The sequence below is a fragment of the Streptomyces sp. NPDC048521 genome (genome assembly GCF_043199855.1).
Lineage (GTDB): Bacteria > Actinomycetota > Actinomycetes > Streptomycetales > Streptomycetaceae > Streptomyces.
Genome location: NZ_JBICWR010000007.1, coordinates 139,146 through 160,320 on the forward strand (window position 1 = coordinate 139,146; position 21,175 = coordinate 160,320).

The 21,175-nt window shown below is 70.5% G+C and carries 23 protein-coding genes; 8 read left to right on the top strand and 15 right to left on the bottom strand.

From position 1 onward, the window contains the following. Positions 1 to 125 precede the first annotated feature (125 nt). Positions 126 to 1,043 (top strand): 4-hydroxy-tetrahydrodipicolinate synthase, encoded by a 918-nt coding sequence (gene dapA, locus ACGFRF_RS18620; RefSeq protein ID WP_393741137.1) that lies wholly within the window; start codon positions 126 to 128, stop codon positions 1,041 to 1,043. 138 nt (positions 1,044 to 1,181) lie between these two features. Beyond that, a complete protein-coding gene (locus ACGFRF_RS18625) occupies positions 1,182 to 1,694 on the top strand; it encodes a hypothetical protein (protein WP_393741139.1) in 513 nt (170 codons plus the stop codon). A 46-nt stretch (positions 1,695 to 1,740) separates the two neighbouring features. Here the strand turns inward: ACGFRF_RS18625 and dapD are convergent, their stop codons facing one another. The 11 genes from dapD to ACGFRF_RS18680 form a co-directional block, all read right to left on the bottom strand. Further along, positions 1,741 to 2,727 (bottom strand): 2,3,4,5-tetrahydropyridine-2,6-dicarboxylate N-succinyltransferase, encoded by a 987-nt coding sequence (gene dapD, locus ACGFRF_RS18630; RefSeq protein WP_393741141.1) that lies wholly within the window; start codon positions 2,725 to 2,727, stop codon positions 1,741 to 1,743. Between the two features lie 63 nt (positions 2,728 to 2,790). Then, complete coding sequence (locus ACGFRF_RS18635; protein WP_393741143.1) at positions 2,791 to 3,327, bottom strand: TetR/AcrR family transcriptional regulator; 537 nt, start codon at positions 3,325 to 3,327, stop codon at positions 2,791 to 2,793. Next, positions 3,327 to 3,650 carry a DMT family transporter gene (locus ACGFRF_RS18640; RefSeq protein WP_393741145.1) on the bottom strand — a complete coding sequence of 108 codons (324 nt, stop codon included), beginning with the start codon at positions 3,648 to 3,650 and terminating at the stop codon, positions 3,327 to 3,329. Before ACGFRF_RS18640 ends, ACGFRF_RS18635 begins: the two co-directional genes overlap by 1 nt. A gap of 155 nt (positions 3,651 to 3,805) precedes the next feature. Next, entirely contained in the window at positions 3,806 to 4,138 is a 333-nt protein-coding gene (locus ACGFRF_RS18645; RefSeq protein WP_393741147.1) for a metal-sulfur cluster assembly factor, read from the bottom strand. Continuing rightward, the gene (sufU, locus tag ACGFRF_RS18650; protein WP_393741149.1) at positions 4,135 to 4,602 is read right to left on the bottom strand and encodes a Fe-S cluster assembly sulfur transfer protein SufU; all 468 of its coding nucleotides are present in this window, start codon (positions 4,600 to 4,602) and stop codon (positions 4,135 to 4,137) included. The genes ACGFRF_RS18645 and sufU overlap by 4 nt, the downstream gene beginning before the upstream one ends. An 18-nt stretch (positions 4,603 to 4,620) precedes the next feature. Continuing rightward, positions 4,621 to 5,877, bottom strand: coding sequence for a cysteine desulfurase (locus ACGFRF_RS18655; RefSeq protein ID WP_393741151.1), 1,257 nt, complete (start codon positions 5,875 to 5,877; stop codon positions 4,621 to 4,623). After that, the gene (gene sufC / locus ACGFRF_RS18660) at positions 5,874 to 6,638 is read right to left on the bottom strand and encodes a Fe-S cluster assembly ATPase SufC (protein ID WP_393741153.1); all 765 of its coding nucleotides are present in this window, start codon (positions 6,636 to 6,638) and stop codon (positions 5,874 to 5,876) included. Before sufC ends, ACGFRF_RS18655 begins: the two co-directional genes overlap by 4 nt. Positions 6,639 to 6,645: 7 nt before the next feature. Beyond that, positions 6,646 to 6,963 (bottom strand): bifunctional 3-phenylpropionate/cinnamic acid dioxygenase ferredoxin subunit, encoded by a 318-nt coding sequence (locus ACGFRF_RS18665; protein ID WP_393741155.1) that lies wholly within the window; start codon positions 6,961 to 6,963, stop codon positions 6,646 to 6,648. After that, positions 6,960 to 8,144: a Fe-S cluster assembly protein SufD gene (sufD, locus tag ACGFRF_RS18670; protein ID WP_393741157.1), complete on the bottom strand. Its 1,185-nt coding sequence runs from the start codon at positions 8,142 to 8,144 to the stop codon at positions 6,960 to 6,962. Before sufD ends, ACGFRF_RS18665 begins: the two co-directional genes overlap by 4 nt. A gap of 56 nt (positions 8,145 to 8,200) precedes the next feature. Continuing rightward, on the bottom strand, positions 8,201 to 9,622 hold the full coding sequence (sufB, locus tag ACGFRF_RS18675) for a Fe-S cluster assembly protein SufB (protein ID WP_393741159.1): 1,422 nt from the start codon (positions 9,620 to 9,622) through the stop codon (positions 8,201 to 8,203). Beyond that, a complete protein-coding gene (locus ACGFRF_RS18680; protein WP_393741161.1) occupies positions 9,619 to 10,362 on the bottom strand; it encodes a helix-turn-helix transcriptional regulator in 744 nt (247 codons plus the stop codon). The genes sufB and ACGFRF_RS18680 overlap by 4 nt, the downstream gene beginning before the upstream one ends. Before the next feature lie 183 nt (positions 10,363 to 10,545). On the opposite strand from ACGFRF_RS18680, the gene ACGFRF_RS18685 reads away from it, so the two are divergent. From ACGFRF_RS18685 to ACGFRF_RS18700, 4 genes are all read left to right on the top strand, one after another. Further along, complete coding sequence (locus ACGFRF_RS18685) at positions 10,546 to 11,361, top strand: aminoglycoside N(3)-acetyltransferase (protein WP_393741163.1); 816 nt, start codon at positions 10,546 to 10,548, stop codon at positions 11,359 to 11,361. Positions 11,362 to 11,392: 31 nt separating this feature from the next. Next, on the top strand, positions 11,393 to 12,316 hold the full coding sequence (locus ACGFRF_RS18690) for an ABC transporter ATP-binding protein (RefSeq protein ID WP_393741165.1): 924 nt from the start codon (positions 11,393 to 11,395) through the stop codon (positions 12,314 to 12,316). Further along, positions 12,313 to 13,083 (top strand): ABC transporter permease, encoded by a 771-nt coding sequence (locus ACGFRF_RS18695; RefSeq protein ID WP_393741167.1) that lies wholly within the window; start codon positions 12,313 to 12,315, stop codon positions 13,081 to 13,083. Before ACGFRF_RS18690 ends, ACGFRF_RS18695 begins: the two co-directional genes overlap by 4 nt. Before the next feature lie 82 nt (positions 13,084 to 13,165). After that, the gene (locus ACGFRF_RS18700; RefSeq protein ID WP_393741169.1) at positions 13,166 to 14,176 is read left to right on the top strand and encodes a heme A synthase; all 1,011 of its coding nucleotides are present in this window, start codon (positions 13,166 to 13,168) and stop codon (positions 14,174 to 14,176) included. A gap of 1 nt (position 14,177) precedes the next feature. Here the strand turns inward: ACGFRF_RS18700 and ACGFRF_RS18705 are convergent, their stop codons facing one another. The 4 genes from ACGFRF_RS18705 to ACGFRF_RS18720 form a co-directional block, all read right to left on the bottom strand. Continuing rightward, on the bottom strand, positions 14,178 to 14,924 hold the full coding sequence (locus tag ACGFRF_RS18705) for a nucleotidyltransferase domain-containing protein (protein ID WP_393741171.1): 747 nt from the start codon (positions 14,922 to 14,924) through the stop codon (positions 14,178 to 14,180). A 39-nt stretch (positions 14,925 to 14,963) separates the two neighbouring features. Continuing rightward, complete coding sequence (locus ACGFRF_RS18710; protein WP_393741173.1) at positions 14,964 to 16,070, bottom strand: amidohydrolase family protein; 1,107 nt, start codon at positions 16,068 to 16,070, stop codon at positions 14,964 to 14,966. Positions 16,071 to 16,224: 154 nt separating this feature from the next. Continuing rightward, positions 16,225 to 16,542 carry a hypothetical protein gene (locus ACGFRF_RS18715; RefSeq protein WP_393741175.1) on the bottom strand — a complete coding sequence of 106 codons (318 nt, stop codon included), beginning with the start codon at positions 16,540 to 16,542 and terminating at the stop codon, positions 16,225 to 16,227. A 60-nt stretch (positions 16,543 to 16,602) separates the two neighbouring features. Next, entirely contained in the window at positions 16,603 to 17,571 is a 969-nt protein-coding gene (locus ACGFRF_RS18720; RefSeq protein WP_393741177.1) for a heme o synthase, read from the bottom strand. A 363-nt stretch (positions 17,572 to 17,934) separates the two neighbouring features. Between ACGFRF_RS18720 and tkt the strand changes: the two genes are divergently transcribed. Then, positions 17,935 to 20,022 carry a transketolase gene (gene tkt, locus ACGFRF_RS18725; RefSeq protein WP_393741179.1) on the top strand — a complete coding sequence of 696 codons (2,088 nt, stop codon included), beginning with the start codon at positions 17,935 to 17,937 and terminating at the stop codon, positions 20,020 to 20,022. A 33-nt stretch (positions 20,023 to 20,055) separates the two neighbouring features. Beyond that, positions 20,056 to 21,174, top strand: a complete 1,119-nt coding sequence (tal, locus tag ACGFRF_RS18730) for a transaldolase (protein ID WP_393741181.1) — start codon at positions 20,056 to 20,058, stop codon at positions 21,172 to 21,174. Position 21,175: the final 1 nt, after the last annotated feature.

Sequence of the window (21,175 nt, forward strand, 5' to 3'; positions counted from 1 at the left end):
TCCGGCCATAGTGACCCATGACGGCCGAGTTGGACACAGGAACCCCGGACACCTTAGGTGTACTTACCCATACTGTGCAGAAGAATTAAGTAGAGCTTCACAGCTGCGGTGCCGAGACTACTCCCATGACGAGCACGCACAGGCCCACCCCGCCTTTCGGCCGCACCCTCTGCGCGATGATCACGCCGTTCGCCGAGGGGGGCGCCCTCGACCTGGACGGAGCCGGGCGCCTGGCCGCTCGGCTGCTGGCTCAGGGCTGTGACGGTCTGGTCCTCAACGGCACGACGGGCGAGTCGCCGACCACCGCGGACACCGAGAAGGCGGAGCTGATCGCGGCCGTCCGGGAGGCGGTCGGTGACCGGGCCACGCTGGTCGCGGGCGTGGGCACGTCCGACACCCGGCACACGGTCGAGCTGGCCCTCGCGGCGGAGAAGGCGGGTGCCGACGGCGTCCTGGTGGTGACGCCGTACTACAGCCGGCCACCGCAGCAGGCCGTGGCCGCCCACTTCCTGGAGGTCGCCGACGCGAGCGCTCTTCCGGTGATGCTCTACGACATCCCGGGCCGCACCGGCACCCGGATCGAACCGGACACGATGATCCGCCTCGCCGAACACCCCCGGATCGTGGCCGTCAAGGACTGCGCCTACGACTTCCTCGGCACCCAGAAGGTGCTGGAGCGAACGGAGTTGGCGTACTACGCGGGCTGCGACGAGCATGTGCTCGCGCTGTACGCGGTGGGCGCTGTGGGCTGCGTGAGCACCGTCGGCAATGCCGTGCCGGCCCACATCGCGGCGATCCTGGACGCCTTCGACGCGGGCGACACCGCCCGGGCGAGGGAACTCCAGCTGAGGGTGGTGCCGTTGATCGAGGCGATGATGGGTGCGGGCCTGCCGGGCACGGTCACCGCGAAGGCCCTGCTGGCCCGCCTGGGACTGCCCGCCGGCCCGGTCCGCGCACCGCTGCTGCCCGCCGGCCGGGAGACGGCCGACGGGCTGCTGGCACTGTACGAACGACTCGCGGCGGACGCCCCGCCCGCCGTCTGATCACCGCCCGGCGCACACCGCGGACGGCCCTGCCGGCTGTGAGCGGGACGGCACGCGCGGCCGCGCACGACCCGCACGGGCCGGACCGGTCCGGCTCCCCCGCCCCGCCTGCCGCCTCCCCTGCCGTACGGTGGCCCCGTGAGCCGCCCCCTGCTGTTCCTGGACGTCGACGGCCCCCTCAACCCGTACGCGGCCCAGCCGGAACGCCGGCCCGAGGGCTACACGACGATCCGGGTGCCCCTGCACTCACGCCGCCCGCTGCGGGTCTGGCTGAATCCGGCGCACGGCCCGGCGCTGCTCGGCCTCGGCTACGACCTGTGCTGGGCGACCACCTGGATGGCCGAGGCCAACCGCTGGATCGCCCCGGTCGTCGGCCTGCCCGAGCTGCCGTACGTCGACTTCGGCACCGGCCTGTTCGCCGAGCGCCCGGACGGCGTCCACTGGAAGACGGAGGCGATCGTGGCCTACGCCGAGGGCCGCCCGTTCGCCTGGGTGGACGACGAGCAGAGCCCGGCGGACACCGTGTACGTGGCCGCCCGTCATCCCGGCCCGGCCCTGCTGCACCACGTCGATCCGCGCCGGGGGCTGCGCGAGGCCGACTTCAGGGCCCTGAGGCAGTTCGCGACCGGCACCCCCGGCCTGCCCGCATGACGAAGCGCCCCTCACCCGGGGTGCGGGGCGCTTCGGACGGGGTGCGTCAGTTGTGGCTGTGCAGGATGTCGTTCAGGCCGCCCCAGACCGCGTTGTTCGGGCGGGCCTCGACCTTGCCGGTGACCGAGTTGCGGCGGAAGAGGATGTGGGAGGCGCCGTTCAGCTCCCGGGCCTTGACGATCTCGCCGTCGGGCATGGTGACCCGGGTGCCCGCGGTGATGTACAGGCCGGCCTCGACCACGCACTCGTCGCCGAGCGCGATGCCGACGCCCGCCTCGGCGCCGATCAGACAGCGCTCGCCGATGGAGATGATCACGTTGCCGCCGCCGGACAGGGTGCCCATGGTGGAGGCGCCGCCGCCGATGTCGGAGCCGTTGCCGACCACGACACCGGCGGAGATCCGGCCCTCGACCATGGAGGTGCCGAGGGTGCCGGCGTTGAAGTTGACGAAGCCCTCGTGCATGACCGTGGTGCCCTCGGCGAGGTGCGCGCCCAGCCGGACCCGGTCGGCGTCGGCGATGCGGACGCCCTTCGGGGCGACGTAGTCCGTCATGCGCGGGAACTTGTCGATCGAGGTCACCTGCAGGTGCAGACCCTCGGCGCGGGCGTTGAGCCGCACCTTCTCGATGTCGTCCACGGCGACCGGGCCGAGCGAGGTCCAGGCGACGTTGGCGAGGTGACCGAAGATGCCGTCCAGGCTCTGGCCGTGCGGCTTGACCAGGCGGTGCGAGAGCAGGTGCAGGCGCAGGTAGACGTCGTGCGCGTCGATCGGCTTCTCGTCCAGCGAGGCGATGACCGTGCGGACCGCGACCACCTCGACACCCCGGCGGTTGTCCGGGCCGATCGCCGCGGTCGCTCCGCCGCCCAGCAGCTCCGCCGCCTGCTCGGCGGACAGCCGCTCGGTGCCGGCGGGGCCCGGCTCGGCGACCAGCTCGGGGGCCGGGAACCAGGTGTCGAGAACGGTGCCGTCGGAGGCGATCGTGGCGAGGCCGGCGGCCACGGCGCCGGTGGTGCGGGAAGCAGAGTCGGTCATGGGGAAAACCTAACGTGAGGCGGGGTGCGGGAGCGAACCGTGTCTCACGTGCCGGGCGCGGGTTCAGGGGATCACCCGAGCCAGCACCTCCCGCGCGTACTCCTCGTCGTACGAACCGCCCGTCAGCAGCACCTGCAGACAGATGCCGTCCATCAGCGCCAGGAGCGCCCGCGCCGTCACCGGATCGACCCGCGCGGCCAGCCGCTCGGCCGTCTCCTCGGTCCACTGGGCCGCGACGGGCCGCAGGGCGGGACGGCGCAGGGCCGCGAGATACAGCTCGTACTCCAGCTCGACGCCCGGCCGGCCGCCGCCCAGCCACTGTCCGAGGACCCGGGCGAGACCGGCGGCGAGGTCGCCGTCGGCGTCCTCCAGCACCCCGCTGCCGGCCAGGGCCCCGGCGAAGCCCTCGTTGGCCTGGCGGAGGGCGGCCACCAGCAGGTCGTCCAGGGTGGCGAAGTGGTACGTGGTGGAGCCGAGCGGTACGTCGGCCTCGGCGGCGACCGAGCGGTGGCTCAGCCCGGCGATGCCGTCCCGGCCGGCCACGCGGATCGCCGCGTCGATGATCCGCTGCCGCCGCTCGGGGTCGTACCGGCGGGGCATCAGTGCGTCGCTCCGCCCAGGTTCAGGACCACCACTCCGCCGACGATCAGCAGGATCCCGGCGACCTTGGCCACGCTCAGACCCTCGCCGAACAGCAGCAGACCGAGGACGGCGACGGTCGCGGTGCCCACGCCGGACCAGATCGCGTACGCCGTGCCGATCTGCACGGTCTTCAGCGTCTGGGCGAGCAGAGCGAAGGAGACGAGGTAGCCCAGAGCCGTCACGAGGGAGGGCCAGAGCCTGCTGAACCCCTCGCTGTACTTCATCGCCGTGGTGGCGGCGACCTCGGCGGCGATGGCGCCGGCGAGCAACAGGTATCCCATGTGTACGAGCGTACACAGCCGCTGTGTACAGGCGTACACAACGGCCGCGCAGCCGGGCACGACCGGGCTCCGGAGCGGAAGGCCGCGCCCGGCGGCGAGCACGTACGCGAAAGGGGCCACGGCACCTGGCCATGGCCCCTTCCACAGGGTCTGTGTCAGACGTTGAACCCGAGCGCCCGAAGCTGCTCGCGGCCGTCGTCCGTGATCTTGTCCGGGCCCCACGGCGGCATCCAGACCCAGTTGATGCGCAGCTCGTTGACGAGGCCGTCCGTGGCGGACTTGGCCTGGTCCTCGATGACGTCCGTCAGCGGGCAGGCCGCCGACGTCAGGGTCATGTCGACGGTGGCGATGTTGGCCTCGTCGATGTGGATGCCGTAGATGAGGCCGAGGTTGACGACGTCGATGCCCAGCTCGGGGTCGACGACGTCCATCAGGGCCTCGCGGAGTTCTTCCTCCGACGCCGGCTTCATCTCCACTGTGTCGCTCATGCGGTCTTCCTTTCGGCGTCGGCGCCACCCAGCGCCTGGGCCGTCGCGTCCTTCCACGCCATCCAGCTCAGGAGGGCGCACTTGACCCGGGCGGGGTACTTGGAGACACCGGCGAACGCGACCGCGTCCTCCAGGATGTCCTCCATCGCCTCGTCCGGCTCGATCCGGCCCTTGGACTGCATCAGCTCCAGGAAGGTCTCCTGGACCTTCTGCGCCTCGGCCACGTCCTTGCCGACCAGCAGCTCGTTCAGCACGGAGGCGGAGGCCTGGCTGATGGAGCAGCCCTGGCCCTCGTAGGAGACGTCCGCGATCTTCGTGCCGTCGTACTTCACGCGGAGGGTGATCTCGTCGCCGCACGTCGGGTTCACATGGTGCACCTCGGCGTCGCCATCCCTCAGACCACGCCCGTGCGGGTTCTTGTAGTGGTCCAGGATGACTTCCTGGTACATCGAATCCAGCTTCACGGTCTCAGCTCACGCCCTTCAGCCGAAGAAGTTCCGAACGTGCTCCAGCCCCTCGACCAGTGCGTCGATCTCGGCCGGCGTGGAGTACAGATAGAACGACGCTCGCGTGGTCGCAGGAATTCCGTAGCGCAGGCAGACGGGCCGCGCGCAGTGGTGGCCGACGCGGACCGCGATGCCCTGCTCGTCGAGGACCTGGCCCACGTCGTGCGGGTGGATGTCGCCGAGTGTGAAGGAGATCGCGGCTCCGCGGTCCTCGGCCGTGGTGGGGCCGATGATCCGCAGGTCCGGGACCTCGCTCAGCTTCCGCACCGCGTACTCGGTGAGCGCGTGCTCGTGGGCGAGGATCTTGTCCATGCCGATCGACTCGAGGTAGTCGATGGCCGCGCCCAGGCCGACCGCCTGGGCGATCGGGGGCGTGCCCGCCTCGAACTTGTGCGGCGCCGGGGCGTAGGTCGAGGAGTGCATCGAGACGGTCTCGATCATCTCGCCGCCGCCCAGGAAGGGGGGAAGATCCTCGAGCAGCTCCTGGCGGCCCCACAGGACACCGATGCCGGTCGGGCCGCACATCTTGTGGCCGGTGAACGCCACGAAGTCGGCCTGGAGGGCCTGCACGTCCAGCGGCATGTGCGGGGCGGCCTGCGAGGCGTCGATGCACACCAGCGCGCCGACCTCCTGCGCGCGGCGCACTATCGCCTCGACCGGGTTGACCGTGCCCAGGATGTTCGACACCAGCACGAAGGAGACGATCTTCGTCTTCTCCGTGATGATCTCGTCGATGTTGGAGAGGTCCAGGCGACCTTCGTCGTCCAGGCCGAACCACTTCAGCTTCGCGCCCGTGCGCTGCGCGAGCAGCTGCCACGGCACGATGTTGGAGTGGTGCTCCATCTCCGTGATGACGATCTCGGTCTCGTGGTCCACCCGGTAGGGCTCGTCGGCCCAGCCCAGCATGTTCGCCACGAGGTTCAGCGACTCCGAGGCGTTCTTGGTGAAGATCACCTCGTCGCGGCTCGGCGCGTTGATGAACGCGGCGACCTTGTCGCGCGCGCCCTCGTACAGCGCCGTGGCCTCCTCGGCGAGCACATGCACACCGCGGTGGACGTTGGCGTTGTAGCGCTCGTAGTACTCGCTCAGGGCGTCCAGTACCTGGCGCGGCTTCTGGGAGGTCGCCGCGTTGTCCAGGTACACGAGCTTCTTGTCGTCGTGGACCAGACGGTCCAGGACGGGGAAGTCCTTGCGGATCGCCTCGGTGTCGAGGAGGCCCGGCAGCTGTGTCACGCGGATGCGCCACCCTTCGTGTATGCCTCGTAGCCCTCGTCCTCCAGCTTGTCGGCGAGCTCGGCGCCGCCGGACTCGACGATGCGGCCGGCCGAGAAGACGTGGACGAAGTCGGGCTTGATGTAGCGCAGGATGCGCGTGTAGTGCGTGATCAGCAGGGTGCCGACCTCGCCGGTCTCGCGGATGCGGTTGACGCCCTCGGAGACGATGCGGAGCGCGTCGACGTCCAGGCCGGAGTCGGTCTCGTCCAGGATCGCGACCTTCGGCTTGAGCAGCTCGAGCTGGAGGATCTCGTGGCGCTTCTTCTCACCGCCGGAGAAGCCCTCGTTGACGTTGCGCTCGGCGAAGGACGGGTCCATGTGGAGGCGCTCCATGGCCTCCTTGACCTCCTTCACCCAGGTGCGCAGCTTGGGGGCCTCGCCGCGGATGGCGGTGGCGGAGGTGCGCAGGAAGTTGGAGACCGAGACGCCGGGAACCTCGACCGGGTACTGCATCGCCAGGAACAGGCCCGCGCGGGCACGCTCGTCGACGGACATCTCCAGGACGTCCTCGCCGTCGAGCAGCACGGTGCCGCTGGTGATCGTGTACTTCGGGTGACCCGCGAGGGAGTAGGCGAGGGTCGACTTGCCGGAGCCGTTGGGGCCCATGATGGCGTGCGTCTCGCCCTGCTTCACGGTGAGGTCGACGCCCTTGAGGATCTCCTTCGTGGCGTTGTCGGCCTCGACGGTGACGTGCAGGTCTCGGATTTCAAGCGTTGCCATGGGTGCCTCAGGACTCCTGGGTGAGGGAGACGAGAACGTCGTCCCCTTCGATCTTTACGGGGTAAACGGGGACGGGGCGCGTCGCGGGGAGGCCGGACGGCTTGCCGGTGCGGAGGTCGAAGGAGGAGCCGTGCAGCCAGCACTCGATCTGACAGTCCTCCACCTCGCCCTCGGAGAGGGAGACGTTCGCGTGGGAGCAGATGTCGTGGATGGCGAACACCTCGCCCTCGGTCTTCACGACCGAGACCGGCGTGCCGTCGAGTTCCACCCGCTTCGGGGTGTCCTCCGCCAGCTCACTCAGCCCACAGGCGCGTACGAAGGTCATGCGACCGAAGCCTCCAGCTCCTCCGCGATCTTGGCGAGCAGGCGCTCCTCGATGTCCGCGACACCGATCTGCTGGACCAGCTCTGCGAAGAAGCCGCGGACCACCAGACGGCGGGCCTCGTGCTCCGGGATGCCGCGGGCCATCAGGTAGAAGAGCTGCTCGTCGTCGAAGCGGCCGGTGGCGGAGGCGTGGCCGGCGCCGACGATCTCGCCGGTCTCGATCTCCAGGTTCGGAACCGAGTCGACGCGCGCGCCGTCCGTGAGGACCAGGTTGCGGTTCATCTCGTAGGTGTCCGTGCCCTCGGCCTTGGCCTCGATGAGCACGTCACCGATCCAGACCGCGTGCGCCCCGTCGCCCTGGAGCGCGCCCTTGTAGGCGACGTTCGACTTGCAGTGCGCGGCGTTGTGGGTGACCAGGAGGCGGTGCTCCTGGTGCTGCCCGGCGTCGGTGAAGTACAGGCCGTACAGCTCGGCCTCGCCGCCGGTGCCGGCGTACTCCACGCGCGGGTGCAGCCGGACCACGTCGCCGCCGAAGGTCACGACCACGGACTTGAAGGAGGCGTCCCGGCCGACCAGCGCGTTGTGCTGGGCGACGTGGACTGCCTTGTCGTCCCAGTCCTGGACGGAGACGACGGTCAGCTTGGCACCGTCACCGAGCAGGTACTCCACGTTGGCGGCGAGCACCGCGTCACCGGTGTGGTCGATGACGACGACGGCCTCGGCGAAGGCGCCCAGCTCGATCACCTGGTGGCCGAAGGCGGTGCCGCCCTGGCCGTGCACGGCGATGCGGATCGGCTCGGTGAGGACGGTGTCCTTCGGGACGGTCACGACCGAGGCCTTGTCGAAGGCGGAGTACGCCTGTGCGGCGACCCGGTCCACGGGGGTGCCCGCCTTGCCGAGCCGCGCGTCGTCGCGGCCGACGGTCTCGACGACGACGCCCTCGGGGGCCTGCACGTCGACCTTCACACCGCCGCCGTTCGCGACCGCGGTGCCGTCGTGGAGTCCGCGCAGCCGCTCCAGCGGGGTGAACCGCCACTCCTCCTCGCGGCCGTGCGGGACCGGGAAGTCCGCCACGTCGAAGGACGGGGGCGCGCTCATGCGGGAGACGACGGTCGACTCCGCGGCGACCGCGATCGAGCCGGCGGTGGTGGAACCCACCGGGATGTTCTGGGCCTCAGCCATGGCTGTCGTAGTGCTCTCTTTCCTGAGTAAGACGTCTGCTGGCGATGGGGGCGGTCTTAACCGACCGCGCCCTCCATCTGCAGCTCGATCAGCCGGTTGAGCTCCAGCGCGTACTCCATGGGCAGTTCCTTGGCGATCGGCTCGACGAAGCCGCGCACGATCATCGCCATCGCCTCGTCCTCGGACAGGCCGCGGCTCATCAGGTAGAAGAGCTGGTCCTCGGAGACCTTGGAGACGGTGGCCTCGTGGCCCATGGACACGTCGTCCTCGCGGACGTCCACGTACGGGTACGTGTCCGACCGGGAGATGGTGTCGACCAGCAGCGCGTCGCACAGCACGTTCGACTTCGACCCGGCGGCGCCCTCGCCGATCTCGATCAGACCGCGGTAGGAGGTACGACCGCCGCCGCGCGCGACCGACTTCGAGACGATGTTGGACGACGTGTTCGGCGCCATGTGGACCATCTTGGCGCCGGCGTCCTGGTGCTGGCCCTCGCCCGCGAAGGCGATGGACAGGGTCTCGCCCTTGGCGTGCTCGCCCATCAGGTAGACGGCCGGGTACTTCATCGTCACCTTGGAGCCGATGTTGCCGTCGATCCACTCCATGGTCGCGCCCTCGTAGGCCACGGCGCGCTTGGTGACCAGGTTGTAGACGTTGTTCGACCAGTTCTGGATGGTCGTGTAGCGGCAGCGGGCGTTCTTCTTGACGATGATCTCGACCACGGCGCTGTGCAGCGAGTCCGACTTGTAGATCGGGGCGGTGCAGCCCTCGACGTAGTGCACGTAGGCACCCTCGTCGACGATGATCAGGGTCCGCTCGAACTGGCCCATGTTCTCCGTGTTGATGCGGAAGTAGGCCTGGAGCGGGATCTCGACGTGCACGCCCTTCGGCACGTAGATGAAGGAGCCGCCGGACCACACGGCCGTGTTCAGCGAGGCGAACTTGTTGTCACCGGCCGGGATGACCGTGCCGAAGTACTCCTTGAAGAGTTCCGGGTGCTCCTTCAGGGCGGTGTCGGTGTCGAGGAAGATGACGCCCTGCTCCTCCAGGTCCTCGCGGATCTGGTGGTAGACGACCTCCGACTCGTACTGGGCGGCGACACCGGCGACGAGGCGCTGCTTCTCGGCCTCCGGGATGCCCAGCTTGTCGTAGGTGTTCTTGATGTCCTCGGGCAGGTCCTCCCAGGACTCCGCCTGCTTCTCCGTGGAGCGCACGAAGTACTTGATGTTGTCGAAGTCGATGCCCGACAGGTCCGAGCCCCAGTTCGGCATGGGCTTCTTCTCGAAGAGCTTCAGGCCCTTGAGACGCAGCTTCGTCATCCACTCCGGCTCGGACTTCTTGCCCGAGATGTCGCGGACGACGTCCTCGTTCAGGCCACGGCGCGCGGACGCACCGGCCACGTCGGAGTCGGCCCAGCCGTATTCGTACTTGCCCAGGCCCTCGAGTTCGGGGTGAGCAGTCTCCGTGGGGAGAGTCATGCGGGGTTCCTCCCGGCCGTGCTTGCAGGTGCGTCAGTGGAAATCTTGGGGATGAACGTCGTGCAGACGCCGTCGCCGTGCGCGATGGTCGCCAGTCGCTGGACGTGGGTGCCCAGCAGCTCGGCGAAGATCTCCGTCTCCGCCTCGCACAGCTGCGGGAACTGTTCGGCGACATGGGCGACCGGGCAGTGGTGCTGGCAGAGCTGCTCGCCGACCGGTGCGCTGCGCGCCGTAGCAGCGTACCCGTCGGCGCTCAAGGCCTTGGCCAGCGCTTCGGCGCGCTTGTCGGGGCTCACGCTCTCGATCGCCTCGCGGTACGCGCCTGCCTGGGCGGCGATCCGGGCGCGGGCGAAGGCGGCGACCGCCTCCGGCCCGCCCTCGCGCTCGGCGATCCAGCGCAGGGCGTCCGCGGCCAGCTTGTCGTACGACTGGTCGAAGGCGTCCCGGCCGCAGTCGGTGAGCGCGAAGACCTTCGCGGGACGGCCCCGCGTGCGCGTGCCGTACACCCGCTGCTCGCGGGCCGCGACGACGTCGTCGGCGACCAGCGCGTCCAGGTGGCGCCGTACGGCCGCCTGGGTGAGTCCCAGCCGGCCGGCGAGTTCGGCGACGGTCGACGGGCCGTGGTCCAGGATCGACCGCGCGACCCGGTTGCGCGTCGAGCGATCCGAGCGCATCCCAGCCGCGAGTTCCTCCTGCGGGGTCCCCACCGGGGTCTCCCGAGCCTCGCCGACGTTTTTCACAACGCCATTGTTGCGTAATTCCTCAGAGCCTGACAAGCGCCGTTCGGATCACCGGTCGGTGCCCTGCGTCACTTAGGTATACCTAATCCGACCCGCGGAAACGATCTTCTGATCGAACGTCGCCGACGCCTCGCAGGGCAAATCGGTGGCGCTCCGCGACCCCTTCGGGAAGACTCCCGAACCATGCCCACGCCCCCTCCGACCGGCCCTCTTGTCACTCGGGACACCGTCGCCGCACAGCTGCGCCTGCTCGGTGTCGAGACCGGCGAGACCCTCCTCGTGCACTCCTCGCTCCGTTCCCTCGGCTGGGTCAACGGAGGCGCCGTCGCGGTCGTCCAGGGCATCCTCGACGCGCTCGGCCCGTCGGGCACGCTCGTCGTCCCCACCCAGTCGGCCCACCTGTCCGACCCGGCGCTGTGGAGCAGGCCGCCGGTCCCCGAGGAGTGGTGGGACCGCATCCGGGCCACCATGCCCCCGTACGACCCGCTGACCACCCCCTCGCGCGGAGTCGGCGTGCTCCCCGAGACCGTGCGGACCTGGCCCGGCGCCCTGCGCAGCGCCCATCCGCAGACCTCCTTCGCCGCCCTCGGCCCGCACGCGCGGGAGATCACCGAGGGCCACGCGCCCGACTGCCGGCTCGGCGAGCGCAGCCCGCTGGCCCGGCTGGAGAAGCTGGGCGCCCGGGTGCTGCTGCTCGGCGCGGGCTACGACGCCTGCACCAGCTTCCACCTGGCCGAGTACCGGACACCGGCGCCACGCGTCGAGGTCGGACGGCCGGCGCCCGACGGCGGCTGGGAGACGGTCGTCGAGGTCTCCCTCAGCTCCGACCGCTTCGACGAGCTGGGACACGACTTCGAACGGGACCGGCCCGTCGTACGCGGCAGGGTCGGCGCGGCGGACGTACGCCTGTTCCCGGTGGCGGACGCGGTGGCCTACGCCGAGCGGTGGCTGCCGCTGCACCGTCCCCGTGAGGAGGAGTTCCCGCACCCGCCCACCTGAACGGCAAGCGGTCTCCCTAGACTCTGGAGCCATGCGAAGTGAGCCCGTGGTCCAGGTCCAGGCCCTGGTGAAGCGGTACGGCACGAAGACCGCGGTGGACGGCCTCGACCTGGTGGCCAGGGCGGGAGTGACCGCCGTACTCGGCCCCAACGGGGCGGGGAAGACCACCACGGTCGAGACCTGCGAGGGGTACCGGAAGCCGGATTCCGGCACGGTGCGCGTCCTGGGCCTCGACCCGGTCCGGCAGTCGGCCGAGCTGCGGCCCCGTATCGGGGTGATGCTCCAGTCCGGGGGCGTGTACTCGGGCGCCAGAGCGGACGAGATGCTGCGCCATGTCGCCAGGCTGCACGCGCACCCGCTGGACGTGGACGCGCTGATCGAGCGCCTCGGGCTCGGCTCCTGCGGCCGGACCGGCTACCGGCGGCTGTCCGGCGGCCAGCAGCAGCGGCTGGCGCTCGCCATGGCCGTCGTGGGCCGCCCTGAGCTGGTGTTCCTGGACGAGCCGACGGCCGGCCTCGATCCGCAGGCCCGCCGGGCCACCTGGGACCTGGTGCGGGACCTGCGCGCCGACGGCGTCTCGGTCATCCTCACCACGCACTACATGGAAGAGGCCGAGCAGCTCGCCGACGACGTCGCGATCATCGACGGCGGCCGGGTCATCGCCCAGGGCTCCCCCGAGGAGCTGTGCAAGGGCGGCGCCGAGAACACCCTGCGCTTCACCGGCCGTCCCGGCCTCGACGTGGGCTCGCTGCTCAAGGCGCTCCCGGCCGACTGCACGGCCGCCGAGCTGACCCCGGGCGCCTACCGGGTCGTCGGCAAGGTCGACCCGCAACTGCTCGCCACGGTGACCTCGTGGTGTGCCCAGAACGGGGTGATGCCGGACCGGATCTCGGTGGAACGGCACACCCTGGAGGACGTCTTCCTGGAGCTGACCGGCAAGGAGCTGCGCTCATGACCACCGCGGGCACCTACACCCCGAAGCCGGGTGCGGCCCCCCTGTCCCGCATGATCGCGGCGCAGGCGGCGCTGGAGACGAAGATGCTGCTGCGCAACGGCGAGCAGCTGCTGCTGACGGTCGTCATCCCGACCCTGCTGCTGGCGCTCTTCAGCTCCGTGGACATCGTCGACACCGGCGAGGGCGAGGCGGTCGACTTCCTCGCGCCGGGCATCCTGGCGCTCGCCGTGATGTCGACGGCGTTCACCGGGCAGGCGATCGCGACCGGCTTCGAGCGCCGCTACGGCGTCCTCAAGCGGCTCGCGTCCTCCCCGCTCCCCCGCTGGGCCCTGATGACCGCGAAGACGGCGTCCGTGCTGGTCACCGAGATCCTCCAGGTGATCCTGCTGACGGTGATCGCCTTCGCGCTGGGCTGGTCCCCGCACGGCAACCCCGCCGCGGTGCTGCTCCTGCTGATCCTCGGCACGGCCGCGTTCTCCGGGCTCGGCCTGCTGATGGCGGGCACCCTGAAGGCGGAGGCGACGCTGGCCGCCGCCAACCTGGTCTTCCTGCTGCTGCTCGTCGGCGGCGGGGTGATCGTGCCGCTGGAGAAGTTCGGCTCGGCCGGGCAGCACGTTCTCGGCCTGCTGCCGATCTCGGCGCTGTCGGACGGTCTGCGGGACGTGCTCCAGCACGGCGCCGGGATGCCCTGGGGCGACCTGGGGATCCTCGCCGTGTGGGCGGTGCTCGGGCTGGCGGCCGCGGGGAAGTTCTTCCGCTGGGAATGACCTTCCTCAGCGCGCGGGAGTGACCTTTCTCAACGCACCGGGAGCCGACCCTCGTGAACGCGTGCACAAGCGGCGGCCTACGATGGTGCGCGTGCCAAAGCTGAACCGCGCCGACGCCCAGGCGGCCCTGCGCAACCCGCTCGCCTTCATCGCCGAACGCTGGACCCCGGATCCCCGGACCGTCCAGCGGGCGGCCCTCGCCGCGCTCGCCATGTCGGTGGTCATCGTCGTCACCGGCGGCGCCGTCCGGCTGACCGGCTCGGGCCTCGGCTGCCCGACCTGGCCCACCTGCACCGACGACTCGCTGACCACGACCCGGGCCATGGGCTTCCACGGGGTCATCGAGTTCGGCAACCGCATGCTGACGTACGTGCTGTGCGCGGCCGTCGGCTGGGCGATCGTCGCGGCCCGCTCCCAGAAGCCCTGGCGGCGCAGCCTGATCCGGCTGGGCTGGGCGCAGTTCTGGGTCGTCATGGGCAACGCGGTGCTCGGCGGCATCGTGGTGCTGGTCGGCCTCAATCCGTACACGGTCGCCGCGCACTTCCTGCTCTCCACGGCGCTGATCGCCGTCGCGACGGTGATGTGGCAGCGCACCCGCGAGGGCGACGCCGCCCCGCGTCCGCTGGTCGGCAAGGCGGTGCAGCAGCTGGTGTGGTTCCTGGTGGCCGCGTCCGTGCTGCTCATCGCCGTCGGCACGGTGGTGACGGGGGCCGGACCGCACGCGGGTGACTCCAGCGAGGTCGACCGGATCCCCATCGACTGGGAGACCGTGGCCAAGCTGCACGCGGTGCTCGCCTGGATCGTGGTCACGCTGACGTTCGCGCTGTGGTTCGTGCTGAAGGCGGTGGACGCGCCCCGGGGGCCGCTGGCGCGGACGCGGGAGCTGTTCGTGGTCCTGCTCGCCCAGGGCGTGATCGGTTACGTGCAGTACTTCACGCACCTGCCCGAGGTCCTGGTCGGCCTCCACATGCTCGGCTCGTGCCTGATCTGGATCGGCACGCTGCGCGTCCTGCTGGCGCTGCGCGAGCGCCCGGAGCCCGCCCCGGACCTGCCCGGTCCCTCGGCCGGGGTGACGGTCGGCACCCGCGCGTGACTCACCCGTACCGGGTGACCAGCGCGTCGATCGCCGGGCCGAGGTAGGCGCGGGTCAGCCCGGCCCGGCGGGCGAGCCGGCCGTCGGCGGCCGGAACGGGGTCCGCCGGGTTTCCGTAGCGCCGTCGTGCGATGTCCGCGACGACCTCGGCCGGGGCGCCCAGCGCGGACAGCTCGCCGAGCGCCTGCCGCTTGGAGACCAGCCGTCCGTCGCGCAGGGTCACGGTGGCCCGGGCGAAGGTCAGCATCCCCAGGTCGACCCAGGCGTCCTGCCGCCACAGCCGGGCCTTGTCCACGGCCGGCCGCCAGAAGTCCCGCTGATCCTGGACGACGAAGTCATGGAGCTGCCGGTCGGGTACCGGCGGGAGCAGCCGGGCGGGCGCCTGCCCGTGCAGCACCCGGCCGAACGCGTGCAGCTCGCGCCGGGTGACGGGGGTGACCGGGCGGCGCATCGCGCGTCCGTGCGCCCAGGTCGGGTGCGAGCGTTCCGGGTCGTCCAGGGTGGCCGGGGCGAGGTAGCTGCAGTGGAGTTTCGCGGCGAGCGGCTGGGTGCGCAGCCGCCGGTGCAGCGTCACCAGGCGCCGTACGGTCCTCAGGGCCGGCGGTTCGGGCAGCACCGCGATCAGGTCCAGATCGCTGCGGCCCTCCTGGTAGTCGCCTCCGGCCAGGGAGCCGTGCGCCCAGACGGCGAGCGGGCTCAGCTCCGACAGTGCGTGCAGGAAGCGGGCGAGGAGCGCGTCGGTCGGCATCGCACCAGTCTGGACAGCGCCGGACGCACCGTACAGACCTCAGCGCAGCCCGTAGACCCGTCGCGCGTTGTCCGCCGCGATCAGCCGGGCCACTCGCTGGGCGTCCTCCAGGGACCACGCGCCCTCGGCCACCCAGGTGCCCAGGACGCGGCCCAGCGCCTCGCGGAAGAGGCGGGCGCCCACGACGTGCAGCTCGGGCAGACCGTGGGCGCCGGTGGAGAAGAGGATCTTGCCGAAGGGGGCCAGCTCCAGGGTCTCCGCGAGGACCGTGGCCGCGCGGGCGCCGGTACGCACGAGCGCGGCGCCCGAGTCGGCGTAGACGTGCGAGAAGACACCGGCCAGGTGGGCGGCGTGGCGGTGGTACGGGTAGCCGTGCAGCAGGATCAGGTCGGTGCCGAGGCCGGCCGTGGCCCGCACGAAGTCGGTCAGCAGCACCGGGTCGGTGCGGTCGATGCGGGAACCGGGCTCGCCGATTCCGGCGTGCAGTTGCAGCGGCCGACCGGAGGCGACCGCGATCCACAGCAGGTGCCTGAGCAGCACGGGGTCTGTCAGCGGGCCGCCGACCCGGCGCCCGGCCAGCCAGCGGGCCGCCGCGCCCCGCACCTCGCCCGGCCCCGGTGGCTCGGGTGCGAGGGCCAGGCCGTGTCTGAGGCCCGCGACGGAGGTGAAGGCCACCGCGTTCGCGGCGGCGCCGTGCACGGACTCGGCGAGGTTGGCCAGGAAGGACTCGACGGTGCCGGAGGTGTCGGCGACCTGCTCGGCCAGCGGCTCCAGACGGACGATCTCGCGCGCGTCGGCGTCGCCGTCGCAGGCCATCTCGGCGGGGCCGGTGAGGTCGCCGGGCAGGCCCGTGTCGACGAGGTAGGTGGTGATCCCGCTGCCCCGCAGCAGCCTGCGGCCCGCTTCCAGGACCCCCAGTTCCCGGCGCCGGGCCAGATAGCGGGCGGGCGGGCAGTGCGGTTCCAGGCCGAGCAGGGGTGGGCACCAGCGCCGCACGGCGAAACCGGTCTGGGTGTCGAAGAGGGTGGTGCCCGGGGCCGGTGGTCCCTCGGTGCGGGCGAGTTGGGCCTCGAACGTGCCGAGGCCCAGTTCGGTGCGCAGCACTCCGTGGCAGTACTGGTCCACGAGGGACGGCGTTTCGATCATCCGGGACTCCCCGTGGGACGCGTGCTGCCTTACACGTCCTAACGGGTGAACGGGGTTCGAGGTCGCGGCCTGTCGGGGACCTCAGGTCGTCCGGCGGCTGCGGGTCCTGCCGCCGTGTCGCGCAGTTCCCCGCGGCCCTTCCCGGGCGTGCTGGTCAGCCGATCTGCATGCCCGCCATCCGCTTCCACTCGTACGGGCCCGTCGCGACCTTCGCCGCGAACTCGCCGTCGAACGACTCGTGGACGGTGATGCCGGACTTCTCCACCGCCTGCTCGGCGATGGCGTACGTGGGCGCCACCAGGTCGCCCCAGCCGCCGTCCTGGCCGACGAGCACGATGCGGGCACCGCGCTCACCGATGTGGGCCACCTGGCCCTCGGCGCCGCCGTGGGCCTTGGAGAAGGCGCTGATCTGGTGGGCGAGCCGGGTCACCTTGCGCTCGGCCTTCGGGTCAACCTGCTGCGTGTCTGCCATGACCAGGATGCTACTCACGGGTAGATCAGCTGGCGAGGGCAGGGCCCTGTGATGTGGGTGTCAGCGCAGGAAGGGGTCCACCGCGACCGCGACGAACAGGATCGACACATAGGTGATCGACCAGTGGAAGAGGCGCATCTCCTTCAGCTTCGCCCCGGTCACCTCGGCCTTCGCCCGGTTCTGCAGCCCGTGCGCCTCCCAGAGCCAGAAGCCGCCGGCCGCGAGGGCGACCACCGTGTAGAACCAGCCGGTGTAGCCGAGCGGGGTCAGCAGCAGGGAGACGGCGACCATCACCCAGCTGTAGATGACGATCTGCCGGGCGACGACCTTGTTGGAGGCGATGACGGGCAGCATCGGCACGCCCACGCGCGCGTAGTCCTCCCTGACCTTCATGGACAGCGGCCAGTAGTGCGGCGGCGTCCAGAAGAACATGACGAGGAAGAGGACGATCGGCGCCCAGGACATCGAGTTCGTGACCGAGGACCAGCCGATCAGGACGGGCAGGCAGCCCGCGATGCCGCCCCACACGATGTTCTGCGACGTACGCCGCTTGAGGATCATCGTGTAGACGACGACGTAGAAGAGGAGCGCTCCGAGCGACAGCCAGGCACTCAGCCAGTTGACGGTGAAACCGAACAGCAGCGTCGAGACGACCGCGAGGGTGATGCCGAAGGCCAGGCACTCGCGCGGGCTGACCATGCCGGTCACCAGCGGCCGCTGCGAGGTGCGGTCCATCAGCGCGTCGATGTCCCGGTCGATGTACATGTTCAGCGCGTTGGCGCCGCCCGCGGAGAGGTAGCCGCCGATGCAGGTGAGCAGGACCAGCTTCAGGTCGGGCACACCCTGCTGCGCCAGGAACATCACCGGAACGGTGGTGATGAGCAGCAGCTCGATGATCCGGGGCTTGGTCAGCGCGACGAACGCCTTGACACGGGCCCCGAACGGCCGATGAACCGGGCCCTGGCTCGCACCGAGCACCCCCGCTGGACGGGATTCGACGGCCGTCACGCACACCCCTGACAGAGACATCCCAGCAAGCCTCCCCGTGTGAAGTCCGGGTAAAGGCTCGCGCGTACCACGCCACTTTAGACGTTGCCCATACCCCGGCCTTCGCGGGGGTGGGGTCGTGTTGACGCACGCCCCATAAGAGGGGGTCCGGCACTCGATTGAGCGCTCAGATGGCCGGCGCCGTATTCATGTGCCACATGCCTTTCCCGGCCAGTCGGGAGGCGGATCGCACCGACTCCCGGCAGTCTGGAAACACTCGAAAAAACGCACGTCCTTACGGGGGTAGGCTCGACAGCGGCCGGCGGGCAGAAGCACGCCGGCGGCCGGGTGGGGGCATACCCCGAAGACCGGCGACCGACATGTGGAGAGGAGCCCTGACCCAGGGTGAGCACCAAGCCGACCACCACAGACCTTGAGTGGACCGACCTGGACCAGCGGGCCGTGGACACCGCCCGCGTCCTGGCCGCCGACGCCGTACAGAAGGTCGGCAACGGCCATCCCGGTACGGCGATGAGCCTGGCCCCGGCCGCCTACACCCTCTTCCAGAAGGTGATGCGGCACGACCCGGCCGACCCGGAGTGGGTCGGGCGCGACCGCTTCGTGCTGTCCGCCGGGCACTCGTCCCTGACCCTCTACACGCAGCTCTACCTGGCCGGTTTCGGTCTGGAGCTGGAGGATCTGGAGTCCTTCCGGACCTGGGGCTCCAAGACCCCCGGGCACCCGGAGTACGGGCACACCAAGGGCGTCGAGACCACCACCGGCCCGCTGGGCCAGGGCGTGGCCAACGCGGTGGGCATGGCGATGGCCGCCCGCTACGAGCGCGGCCTGTTCGACCCGAACGCCCCGCAGGGCGAGTCCCCCTTCGACCACTTCGTCTACTGCATCGCCGGTGACGGCTGCCTCCAGGAGGGCATCTCCGCCGAGGCGTCCTCGCTGGCCGGCCACCAGAAGCTCGGCAATCTGATCCTGCTGTGGGACGACAACCACATCTCGATCGAGGGCGACACCGAGACGGCGGTCTCCGAGGACACCGTCAAGCGGTACGAGGCCTACGGCTGGCACGTCCAGCGCGTGGAGGCCAAGGAGAACGGCGACCTGGACCCGGCGGCGATCTTCGCCGCGATCCAGGAGGCCAAGGCGGTCACCGACCGGCCGTCCTTCATCGCGATGCGCTCGATCATCGCCTGGCCCGCCCCGAACGCGCAGAACACCGAGGCCGCGCACGGCTCGGCGCTGGGTGACGAGGAGGTCGCGGCCACCAAGCGCGTCCTCGGCTTCGACCCGGAGCGCACCTTCGAGGTCTCCGACGAGGTCATCGCCCACACCCGCCGGGCGCTCGACCGCGGCCGCCAGTTCAAGGCGGAGTGGGAGAAGTCCTTCCAGGAGTGGCGGAACAACAACGCCGAGCGTGCCGCCGACTTCGACCGCATCAGCAAGGGCGAGCTGCCCACCGGCTGGGAGGAGAAGCTCCCGGTCTTCGAGCCGGGCAAGGCCGTCGCCACGCGTGCCGCCTCCGGCAAGGTGCTGCAGGCACTGGGTGCGGTCATCCCCGAGCTGTGGGGCGGCTCCGCCGACCTCGCCGGGTCGAACAACACCACGATCGACAAGAACAGCTCGTTCCTCCCCGAGGGCAACCCGCTGCCCGAGGCCAACCCGTACGGCCGCACGATCCACTTCGGCATCCGCGAGCACTCCATGGGCGCGGAGCTGAACGGCATCACGCTGCACGGCAACACCCGCGTCTACGGCGGCACCTTCCTCGTCTTCTCCGACTACATGCGCAACGCGGTGCGGCTGTCGGCCCTGATGCACCTGCCGGTGACGTACGTGTGGACGCACGACTCCATCGGTCTCGGTGAGGACGGCCCCACCCACCAGCCGGTCGAGCACCTGGCCTCGCTGCGCGCCATCCCGGGGCTGAACATCGTCCGCCCGGCGGACGCCAACGAGACCGCGATCGCCTGGCGCGAGATCCTCAAGCGCTGGACCAAGGAGTTCGGCAAGGGCCAGCCGCACGGCCTGGCGCTGACCCGCCAGGGCGTACCGGCCTACGAGCCGAACGAGGACGCGGCCCGTGGTGGCTACGTGCTGTTCGAGGCCGAGGGCGGCGAGCCGCAGGTCCTCCTGATCGCCACCGGTTCCGAGGTGCACGTGGCCGTGGAGGCGCGTGAGCAGCTCCAGGCCCAGGGCGTGCCCACCCGCGTGGTGTCGATGCCGTGCGTGGAGTGGTTCGAGCAGCAGGACCAGGGGTACCGGGAATCCGTGCTGCCGCCGTCCGTCAAGGCCCGTGTCGCCGTGGAGGCGGGCGTCGGCCTGACCTGGCACAAGTACGTGGGGGACGCCGGCCGCATCGTTTCCCTGGAGCACTTCGGTGCTTCCGCCGACGCCAAGGTGCTCTTCCGCGAGTTCGGCTTCACCGCCGAGAACGTGGCCGCCAAGGCCCGGGAATCCCTGACCGCCGCCCAGCGCTGACGCTCATATACGACACGTAGGAGATGTAATTCCATGACAGACGCACTCAAGCGCCTCTCCGAAGAAGGCGTCGCGATCTGGCTGGACGACCTGTCGCGCAAGCGGATCACGTCCGGCAACCTCGCCGAGATGATCGACCAGCAGCACGTCGTGGGCGTCACCACCAACCCGACGATCTTCCAGAAGGCGATCTCCCAGGGCGACGGCTACGACCAGCAGCTGTCGGACCTCGCCGCCCGCAAGGTCACCGTCGAAGAGGCCATCCGCATGATCACCACGGCGGACGTCCGCGACGCCGCCGACATCCTGCGCCCCGTCTTCGACGCCACCGGAGGCAAGGACGGCCGGGTCTCCATCGAGGTCGACCCGCGCCTCGCGCACAACGAGAAGGCGACGGTCGCCGAGGCCAGGCAGCTGGCCTGGCTGGTCGACCGCCCGAACACCCTCATCAAGATCCCGGCCACCCGTGCGGGCCTGCCGGCGATCACCGAGACGATCGGCCACGGCATCAGCGTCAACGTCACGCTGATCTTCTCCCTGGAGCGCTACCGCGCCGTCATGGACGCGTACCTCTCCGGCCTGGAGAAGGCCAAGGAGCGCGGCCTGGACCTCTCCAAGATCCACTCGGTGGCGTCCTTCTTCGTGTCCCGTGTGGACTCCGAGATCGACAAGCGCCTGGACGCGATCGGCACCGACGAGGCCAAGGCGCTGCGCGGCAAGGCCGCCGTCGCCAACGCGCGTCTCGCCTACCAGGCGTACGAGGAGGTCTTCTCCTCCGACCGCTGGAGCGCGCTGGAGAACGCCGGCGCCAACAAGCAGCGTCCGCTGTGGGCGTCGACCGGTGTGAAGGACCCGGCGTACCCGGCCACCCTCTACGTCGACGGGCTCGTCGCCCCGAACACGGTCAACACCATGCCGGAGGCCACGCTGGAGGCCACCGAGGCCCAGGCCGAGATCACCGGCAATACCATCGCCGGCACCTACGAGCAGGCGCGCGCCGACCTCGACGCGCTGGAGAACCTCGGCATCTCGTACGACGACGTGGTCCAGGTGCTGGAGGACGAGGGCGTCGACAAGTTCGAGGCGTCCTGGAACGACCTGCTGAAGTCGACCCAGGCGGAGCTCGAGCGCCTTGCCCCCTCGGAGGGCTGAC

Bases quoted from the DNA above. Each gene is read 5' to 3' on its own strand.
- dapA (WP_393741137.1), top strand. From the start codon at position 126: ATGACGAGCACGCACAGGCCCACCCCGCCTTTCGGCCGCACCCTCTGC.
- dapD (WP_393741141.1), bottom strand. From the start codon at position 2,727: ATGACCGACTCTGCTTCCCGCACCACCGGCGCCGTGGCCGCCGGCCTC.
- ACGFRF_RS18635 (WP_393741143.1), bottom strand. From the start codon at position 3,327: ATGCCCCGCCGGTACGACCCCGAGCGGCGGCAGCGGATCATCGACGCG.
- ACGFRF_RS18640 (WP_393741145.1), bottom strand. From the start codon at position 3,650: ATGGGATACCTGTTGCTCGCCGGCGCCATCGCCGCCGAGGTCGCCGCC.
- ACGFRF_RS18645 (WP_393741147.1), bottom strand. From the start codon at position 4,138: ATGAGCGACACAGTGGAGATGAAGCCGGCGTCGGAGGAAGAACTCCGC.
- sufC (WP_393741153.1), bottom strand. From the start codon at position 6,638: ATGGCAACGCTTGAAATCCGAGACCTGCACGTCACCGTCGAGGCCGAC.
- ACGFRF_RS18665 (WP_393741155.1), bottom strand. From the start codon at position 6,963: ATGACCTTCGTACGCGCCTGTGGGCTGAGTGAGCTGGCGGAGGACACC.
- sufD (WP_393741157.1), bottom strand. From the start codon at position 8,144: ATGGCTGAGGCCCAGAACATCCCGGTGGGTTCCACCACCGCCGGCTCG.
- sufB (WP_393741159.1), bottom strand. From the start codon at position 9,622: ATGACTCTCCCCACGGAGACTGCTCACCCCGAACTCGAGGGCCTGGGC.
- ACGFRF_RS18685 (WP_393741163.1), top strand. From the start codon at position 10,546: ATGCCCACGCCCCCTCCGACCGGCCCTCTTGTCACTCGGGACACCGTC.
- ACGFRF_RS18690 (WP_393741165.1), top strand. From the start codon at position 11,393: ATGCGAAGTGAGCCCGTGGTCCAGGTCCAGGCCCTGGTGAAGCGGTAC.
- ACGFRF_RS18695 (WP_393741167.1), top strand. From the start codon at position 12,313: ATGACCACCGCGGGCACCTACACCCCGAAGCCGGGTGCGGCCCCCCTG.
- ACGFRF_RS18700 (WP_393741169.1), top strand. From the start codon at position 13,166: ATGGTGCGCGTGCCAAAGCTGAACCGCGCCGACGCCCAGGCGGCCCTG.
- ACGFRF_RS18705 (WP_393741171.1), bottom strand. From the start codon at position 14,924: ATGCCGACCGACGCGCTCCTCGCCCGCTTCCTGCACGCACTGTCGGAG.
- ACGFRF_RS18710 (WP_393741173.1), bottom strand. From the start codon at position 16,070: ATGATCGAAACGCCGTCCCTCGTGGACCAGTACTGCCACGGAGTGCTG.
- ACGFRF_RS18715 (WP_393741175.1), bottom strand. From the start codon at position 16,542: ATGGCAGACACGCAGCAGGTTGACCCGAAGGCCGAGCGCAAGGTGACC.
- ACGFRF_RS18720 (WP_393741177.1), bottom strand. From the start codon at position 17,571: ATGTCTCTGTCAGGGGTGTGCGTGACGGCCGTCGAATCCCGTCCAGCG.
- tal (WP_393741181.1), top strand. From the start codon at position 20,056: ATGACAGACGCACTCAAGCGCCTCTCCGAAGAAGGCGTCGCGATCTGG.